Origin of the sequence: Nonomuraea sp. NPDC049784 (assembly GCF_040659615.1) — a bacterium.
In the GTDB taxonomy this organism is placed as follows: domain Bacteria; phylum Actinomycetota; class Actinomycetes; order Streptosporangiales; family Streptosporangiaceae; genus Nonomuraea.
This window is the reverse complement of record NZ_JBFAMX010000556.1, coordinates 1-6,798: the sequence shown is the minus strand read 5'-3', so window position 1 is coordinate 6,798 and position 6,798 is coordinate 1. Positions and strand designations below refer to the sequence as shown.

Below are 6,798 nucleotides of genomic sequence, written 5' to 3'. Positions count from 1 at the left end.
GCGAGCAGCGCCTGGGCGCGTTCGGCGAAGCCGGCGGGCGCGGACGGGAGCTTGGCGGCCGAGGCGACCATGCCCTTCTCGTTGATCAGCCAGGCGCCGTCGGCGGCGTGCAGGGCGTGGCAGGCGACGCCGATCGCGCGGAACAGCGCCCCGGCCGCGTACACCGGGTCCTGGCCGGTGGCGCCGTATCGGGCGATGTTCAGGGCGAAGTCGGCCTCCCCCAACCTCCGGATGAGGGCCTCCCGCAGCGGCGGCGGGTACTCCTTCGACAGCTCGTCCCGCAGGGCGGCCAGCTCGCCGGTGGGGTCGGTGAGGATCTTGCACAGGGCGACCTCGCCGGCGTAGGCGTGGGAGTAGAAGCCGAGTGGGTGGCCGACCTGGAAGCCGATCTCGTAGCGGCCCTCCCGGCAATCGCGCCAGATCCGGCGGACGCGGTCGAGGTCGCGGTAGATCCAGTCCACCCGCCATCCCCGTACGGTGAGCCAGCCGCCGCCGTCCACCCACGGGCCCCAGCCGCCCGGCTCGGTCACCTCGGTCGGCTCGCCCGTCACCTCGCCCGCCAGCGCCCGCAACTCGGCCACGGCCAGCGGGCCTCGGTAGTAGAGGCCGAGGTCGATGTCGGAGTCCGGACGGTGCGTGCCGCGCGCCCGGCTGCCGCCCAGGACGACGGCCACCACGCCGGGCACCTCAGCCAGGCGGGCGGCTATGGCGTGAATATCCGGATCCTCCATGGGGCGAGCCTAGAGCGTTCCCCACCTGGTGACCCACCGGTTTAACCGCGCCCGCCCGCCGTGCCGCCGCCTCCCCGCCGAGCGCGCACCCGGGACGGCGGGGCTCACCACGCGAGCGAACCGGAAGTGGGTGGGAAGCGGGCGGGCGCGGGAGCGGGCCGGAAACCGAAGCGAGTCGGAAGCGGGCCGGGCGGGGGAGGAGGCCGGCCGCGCCCCTGAGGCTCGCATGCGGGCAACCCGAGCCGATCGCCCGTGAGCTGGGATTTCGCCCCAAGATCAGACGCTTTGCCGAGGTCTAGGATGTGGCCCGTGAAATACATGCTGATGATCTACACCAATCCCGCGTCCCAGGAGACGATCGCCGGCAGCGCCGACGAGGTGATGGCGGAGGTCGACGCGCTGATGAAGGAGCTGAGCGAGAGCGGTGAGCTGGCCGGCGGCCAGGCGCTGGAGGGCCCCGCCGCCGCCAGGACGGTGAAGGTGCGCGACGGCCTGCCCGCGGTCACCGACGGTCCCTTCCTCGAGGCCAAGGAGTACCTGGCCGGCTACCTGATCGTCGATTGCGCGACCCCCGAGCGGGCCGTCGAGATCGCCGCGCGCTGGCCGGACGCCCGGCTGTGCGCGATGGAGGTACGGCCGATCGTCGACGAGGTTGAGGGTTGAGCGGCGTCCGGGGCCGGCGAGGGTGAGCGGCGTGCGACGCGGGCCGGGCGGCGACGGCGCGCGCCCGGAGGCGCGGGCGTTCGAGGAGCTGCTCCGGGAGCTGGCGCCGCAGGCGCTGGGCGCGATCGTACGGCGTTACGAGCAGTTCGACCTGGCCGAGGACGCCGTGCAGGAGGCCCTGCTCGACGCGGCCGTGCAGTGGCCCGAGCAGGGGCTGCCGGACAACCCGCGGGCCTGGCTGATCACGGTCGCCTCGCGCCGGATCATCGACCAGGTGCGCAGCGAGCACGCGCGGCGACGCAGGGAGGAGAGCGTCGCGGTCAGTGTGCCGGCCGACGAGTTCACGGCCCCGGCGCCCGGCGACGAGCGGCCCGGCGGTCAGGACGACACGTTGACGCTGCTCTTCCTCTGCTGCCACCCGTCGTTGTCGCAGGCCTCGCAGCTCGCGCTCACGCTGCGGGCCGTGGGCGGGCTGACGACGGCGCAGATCGCCAGCGCGTTCCTGGTGCCGGAGGCGACGATGGCGCAGCGCATCAGCCGGGCCAAGCAGCGCATCAAGTCCACCGGCGTGCCCTTCCGGCTGCCGCCGGAAGGCGAGCGGGAGGAACGGCTGCGCGTCGTGCTGCACGTGCTCTATCTGATCTTCAACGAGGGCTACACCGCCACCTCGGGCCCGGAGCTGCACAGAGCCGAGCTGACAGGCGAGGCGATCAGGCTCACCAGGGCCGTACGCCGGCTGCTGCCCGGCGACGGCGAGGTCGCCGGGCTGCTGGCGCTCATGCTGCTCACCGAGGCGCGCAGGCCCGCGCGCACCGGCGCGGGCGGCGAGCTGATCCCGCTCGCCGAGCAGGACAGGAACCTGTGGGACCACGGGCTCATCGAGGAGGGCGTGAAGCTGGTCAGCACCGCCCTGTCCACCACCGCCGTCGGCCCCTACCAGCTCCAGGCGGCCATCGCGGCCGTGCACGACGAGGCGCCCACCGCCGTGGAGACCGACTGGCCGCAGATCCTCGCGCTGTACGGCGTGCTGTCCCGCATCGAGGTCAACCCGGTGGTCGAGCTCAACCACGCGGTCGCCGTCGCCATGGTCCGCGGCCCGCGGGCCGGGCTCGACCTGCTCGAACGCCTGGCCGCCGACGAGCGCATGTCGGGTCACCACCGCCTGGCCGCGGTACGCGCGCACCTGCTGGAGATGGAGGGCGACGTGGCGGGCGCGGTGGCCGGATATCGCGAGGCGGCCCGGCGTACCACCAGCCTTCCCGAACAGCGATATCTCGAGAGCCGAGCAGCCCGCTTGTCTTGACAATGATTTTTGTCGGTGGCATCGTTTCACCATGCACGAAGTCGCGGTGATCGAAGATGCGGCGGCGGCCGAGGCGTCGCTCGACCCCATGCGGTCGAAGCTGCTGGCCGCACTGGTCGAGCCGGGCTCGGCCACGTCGCTGGCGGCCAAGGTCGGGCTGGCCAGGCAGAAGGTCAACTACCACCTGCGGACGCTGGAGCGGCACGGGCTGGTCGAGCTGGTCGAGGAGCGCAGGAAGGGCAACGTCACCGAGCGGGTGATGCAGGCCACCGCCGCGTCCTTCGTGATCTCGCCGACCGCGCTGGCCGCCGTCCAGCCCGACCCCGGCAAATCCCCCGACCGGCTGTCGGCGCGCTGGCTGCTGGCGCTGGCCGCGCAGCTAGTACGCGATGTCGGCACGCTGATCACCGGGGCCGCCAAGGCGCAGAAGCGGGTGGCGACGTTCGCCATCGACGGCGAGGTGCGCTTCGCGTCGGCGGCCGACCGGGCGGCGTTCGCGGAGGAGCTGGCGCAGTGCGTGACAGAGCTGGTCAGCAAATATCACGATGAATCCGCCCAGGGCGGGCGCGATCACCGGCTGATCGTCGCCGTGCATCCCGCCGTGAAGAAGGAGCGCTGAGCGTTGGGGCACTCGTTCGAACTCCCCCATGAGGCCGTGGTCGAGGCGACGCCCGAGGAGGTATGGGAGGCCATCTCGACGGGCCCGGGCATCGACTCGTGGTTCATGGGCCGCAACGACGTGGCGAACGGCGTCGTGCGCACCGCTTTCGGCGGTGGCGAGATGCCCCCGTCCGCGGTGACCGCCGCCGAACCGCTCCAGCACTTCGCCCACAGCAGTGACAAGGCGGACGACGGGCGGTTCGTCGCCTACGAGTTCCTCGTCGAGGGCCGGGACCGGGGCACCACGCTCGTGCGCATGGTGACCAGCGGGTTCCTGCCGGGGGACGACTGGCAGGACGAGTTCGAGGCCATGTCGCTCGGGCTGGAGATGTTCTTCGCGACGCTGGCCGAATACCTCTCCCACTTCGCAGGACGGGCGGCGAGGCCGGTCACGGCGTTCGGACCGATGGTCCACGACTGGCCCAGCGCCTGGGAGACCCTGTACGCCGCGCTGGGCGGGCCGCCGTCCCCCGGTGACCGGGTGCGTCTCGGTTCGGCCGAGGGGGTCGTGTACTTCCGCAACTCCCAGACGCTCGGCATCCGCGCCGAGAACGCCGTCTACCGCTTCCTCCAGGGATTCAACGGGCCCATGATCGCCGCCCACGTGCTGTTCGACGGACAGGACGAGGGGCAGCTGTGGCAGGCCTGGCTCGAGGACCTGTACGCGGGCGAAGGCGCCTGACGCCCGGGGGAGGCGCGTTGGGTGCCGGTGCGGAGTGGGCAGGGTGACGGTGTGAAAGTCGTCGCGTTGTCGGACACGCATGCGCCCAGGAGGTGGCGTTCGTGCCCGTCCCGGGTCGCCGAGTATCTGCGGGGCGCGGACGTCATCCTGCACGCGGGCGACGTCTGCGTCGCGTCAGTCCTCGACGAGCTGGCCGCGTACGCGCCGGTTCACGTCGTGAAGGGGAACAACGACGGGCCGGACGTGGTGGCGCCGGAGACCCTGGAGCTGACGCTGGAGGGGCTGCGGATCGGGATGATCCACGACAGCGGCCCGGCCAAGGGCCGCCTGGCCCGCATGCGGCGCCGCTTCCCGCAGGCTGACCTGGTCGTCTTCGGTCACTCCCACATCCCGCTCGACGAGTCGGGCGGCGACGGACTGCGCATCTTCAACCCCGGCTCGCCCACCGACCGCCGCCGCCAGCCGCACGGCACGCTGGGCCTGCTCACCGTCGAGGACGGCGTCCTGACCCGCGCCGAGATCGTGCCCGTCACTTGACGAGGTCGTCGCGGGCCTTCTCGAGGTCGGCCTTGAGCTCCTCCATGACCTTGGCGTAACCGAGGTAGCTGTACCGCTCCGCCGCGGGCCACGGGTAGAGCGGGGTGGTCCGGCAGGTATGCGACGTACAGGCTGTCGGGCGTGGCGGTGACGACGCCGTCGAGTCGGAGAGCCGGGCAGATCCTTGGTGTGTAGTACGAGAGCGACGATGAGCCGGTCGATCGGCGCACGGACCCGGTAGATGAGGCCGCTTGCGATGGTCTGTGACCAGGTGACAGTGTGCAGCGAACCGGTGGCCGTCGATGAGGAGATCATCGATCTGCATCTCGACTGCGGTGACGTTCTTGCGGGCGTGCCAGAGCCGTTAACTGGACACACCCGGCGAGCGACGGGTCTGTGCGGGCTCCACCGGGTCCAGGTCGAGACGGCTCTGCGCCTGCGCGACGTGCCGCCCGGCCAGCCGGCCGGAGACCATCGCCCACCCGATGTGCAGGCCGTGGTTGAGCAGTTGCAGGCCGCCCTGCCCGGTCGACCCCGCGGCCCACAGACCGGGGATCGGCTCGCCACCGGTGTCGGTCACCCGCAGCCGGGTGTCGACGGCGAGGCCACCGTCGGCCAGCGTGACGTAGGCGTTCATCGGGCCGAGCGCGTAGAAGGGTCCGGCGGTGATGCCCTCGCCGAGGTGCTCCCGGCCGAACTCGGCGTCCTGGCCGGCCGCGACCTGCCGGTTCCACCGGTCGACCGTCGCCCGCAGCGCGGCAGGGTCCACGCCGATGCCGGCGGCCAGTTCCTCGACGGTGCCGGCGCGGTGGAAGACGTCCGGGCGGTAGCGCCTGTAGTCCTGCACGTAGGCATAGGCCACGCCGGGAAAGGTGGAGACGGGATTGGGCCACGCGGAGAACTTCCCGGCAACCCGGGAGTCGAAGATCATGTAGCCGGAATTGGCGTCGGTGGCCGCGACGGCGCGGGCCAGGATCTTGTCGGAGTCCTCGTTGGCCACGCGCCGCCCGTCCGGCGTCACGAGGATCGCTCCGGCGCGGTACATCGTGTTGTTCGGGCCGATCCAGCTGGTGAGCGCCCCGCGGATGACGTAGGCGAGCAGATTCTTCGGCAGGCGTTCGACGACGGCCCGCATGATGCGGGAGACGAGGGGATGCGAGGGGAGCATCTTGATGAGGTCGGGCCGGTTCGACGGCGCGAAACGCAGGCCCTCATAGAGCCGGTCCATCTGCGTCATCACCGCACCGGCATCGGTGCCGAGGTGGAACCCGTCCCCGGTGTTGTTCGGGTTGACCGGGGGGATCCTGGCCGCGTCCTCCCCGACGAAGCGGGCCTTGAGCTCAGTGGAGGCGGAGTAGTCGCCGGTGGCCAGGATGACGCCGCGCCGGCCGAAGTAGTTCCTGCCGTTCGCGCCGGCGCCGATGATCTCCCCGGCCGCGTTACGCAGGAGCCTGTCGACCCGCATGCTGGTATGGATGGTGACGCCCCGCTTCCTGCACTCGCGCAGGAGCGCCTCCCGGTAGGCCCCGGAGTTGGGCAGCACGTTGTGCATCCGCGGCTTCTCATACGGCGGCTCCGGGGTCGGGCCGAGAAACTGTACGCCGATGCTGGAGAGCCATTCGACCGTCGGCCCGGCGTTCTCGGCCAGGATCCGGCGTAGCTCCTTGTTCTCCCGCTCCTCGAAGGTGCCGTTGGCGACCTTCATGTCCTCGACGAACAGGTCGATGCTGTCGTTGACCCCCGCCCGGTACTGGTAGGAGGTGTTGGCCGCCGTGAAGGAGCCCACCGACATCGCGGTGCTGCCGCCCACCTGCGGGCACTTCTCCAGGACGATGACCGAGGCGCCGCTGGTGGCCGCGGAGATGGCGGCGCCCATGCCCGAACCGCCACCGCCGATGACCAGGACGTCTGCCGTGTAGATCATGCTTCCCCTCGTGTGGAGTCGATCGCACGGGCGGCGGCCGACCGGCCCGCCCAGCGGCCGGAGATGTAGCCGGGAGCCAGGCCGCCCGCGTAGCCGTAGTTGGACAGCCCGCCGATGTCGGCGCCGGCGGCGAAGAGGCCGGGCACCGGCCTGCCGTCATGGTCGAGGACCGCGCCATCGGTGTTCGTGCGAACGCCGCCGAAGGTGAAGGTGATCGACGGCTGGACCATGAGCGCGTAGAACGGCCCGGTCTGCGGCGGGCGCGCCGACGGCGCGACCGGCACGCCGCGTGCGACGC

8 protein-coding genes are annotated in these 6,798 nt (G+C 71.6%); 5 read left to right on the top strand and 3 right to left on the bottom strand.

The features are described 5' to 3' along the window. Positions 1-731 (bottom strand): nucleotidyltransferase domain-containing protein (locus AB0J09_RS51655; RefSeq protein WP_360709055.1); only part of this gene is annotated, 731 nt, incomplete at its 3' end. A gap of 318 nt (positions 732-1,049) precedes the next feature. On the opposite strand from AB0J09_RS51655, the gene AB0J09_RS51650 reads away from it, so the two are divergent. Genes AB0J09_RS51650 through AB0J09_RS51630 form a run of 5 tightly spaced genes read left to right on the top strand, consistent with a single transcriptional unit; the run spans position 1,050 to position 4,576 of the window. After that, positions 1,050-1,394 carry a YciI family protein gene (locus AB0J09_RS51650; protein WP_360709058.1) on the top strand — a complete coding sequence of 115 codons (345 nt, stop codon included), beginning with the start codon at positions 1,050-1,052 and terminating at the stop codon, positions 1,392-1,394. 31 nt (positions 1,395-1,425) lie between these two features. Next, a complete protein-coding gene (locus AB0J09_RS51645) occupies positions 1,426-2,697 on the top strand; it encodes a sigma-70 family RNA polymerase sigma factor (RefSeq protein WP_360709052.1) in 1,272 nt (423 codons plus the stop codon). A gap of 31 nt (positions 2,698-2,728) precedes the next feature. After that, positions 2,729-3,316: a helix-turn-helix domain-containing protein gene (locus AB0J09_RS51640; protein ID WP_360709049.1), complete on the top strand. Its 588-nt coding sequence runs from the start codon at positions 2,729-2,731 to the stop codon at positions 3,314-3,316. Between the two features lie 3 nt (positions 3,317-3,319). Next, complete coding sequence (locus AB0J09_RS51635; protein WP_360709046.1) at positions 3,320-4,039, top strand: SRPBCC domain-containing protein; 720 nt, start codon at positions 3,320-3,322, stop codon at positions 4,037-4,039. Between the two features lie 51 nt (positions 4,040-4,090). Further along, the gene (locus AB0J09_RS51630; protein WP_360709044.1) at positions 4,091-4,576 is read left to right on the top strand and encodes a metallophosphoesterase family protein; all 486 of its coding nucleotides are present in this window, start codon (positions 4,091-4,093) and stop codon (positions 4,574-4,576) included. Between the two features lie 364 nt (positions 4,577-4,940). Here AB0J09_RS51630 and AB0J09_RS51625 read toward each other — a convergent pair whose 3' ends face one another. Both AB0J09_RS51625 and AB0J09_RS51620 read right to left on the bottom strand, forming a co-directional pair. Then, on the bottom strand, positions 4,941-6,500 hold the full coding sequence (locus AB0J09_RS51625) for an FAD-dependent oxidoreductase (RefSeq protein ID WP_360709042.1): 1,560 nt from the start codon (positions 6,498-6,500) through the stop codon (positions 4,941-4,943). Next, on the bottom strand, positions 6,497-6,798 hold a 302-nt coding region (locus AB0J09_RS51620; RefSeq protein ID WP_360709039.1), incomplete at its 5' end, for an FAD-binding protein. The genes AB0J09_RS51620 and AB0J09_RS51625, both read right to left, overlap by 4 nt.

Coding starts and splice junctions, on each gene's coding strand:
- AB0J09_RS51650 (WP_360709058.1), top strand. CDS start 1,050: ATGCTGATGATCTACACCAATCCCGCGTCCCAGGAGACGATCGCCGGC.
- AB0J09_RS51640 (WP_360709049.1), top strand. CDS start 2,729: ATGCACGAAGTCGCGGTGATCGAAGATGCGGCGGCGGCCGAGGCGTCG.
- AB0J09_RS51625 (WP_360709042.1), bottom strand. CDS start 6,500: ATGATCTACACGGCAGACGTCCTGGTCATCGGCGGTGGCGGTTCGGGC.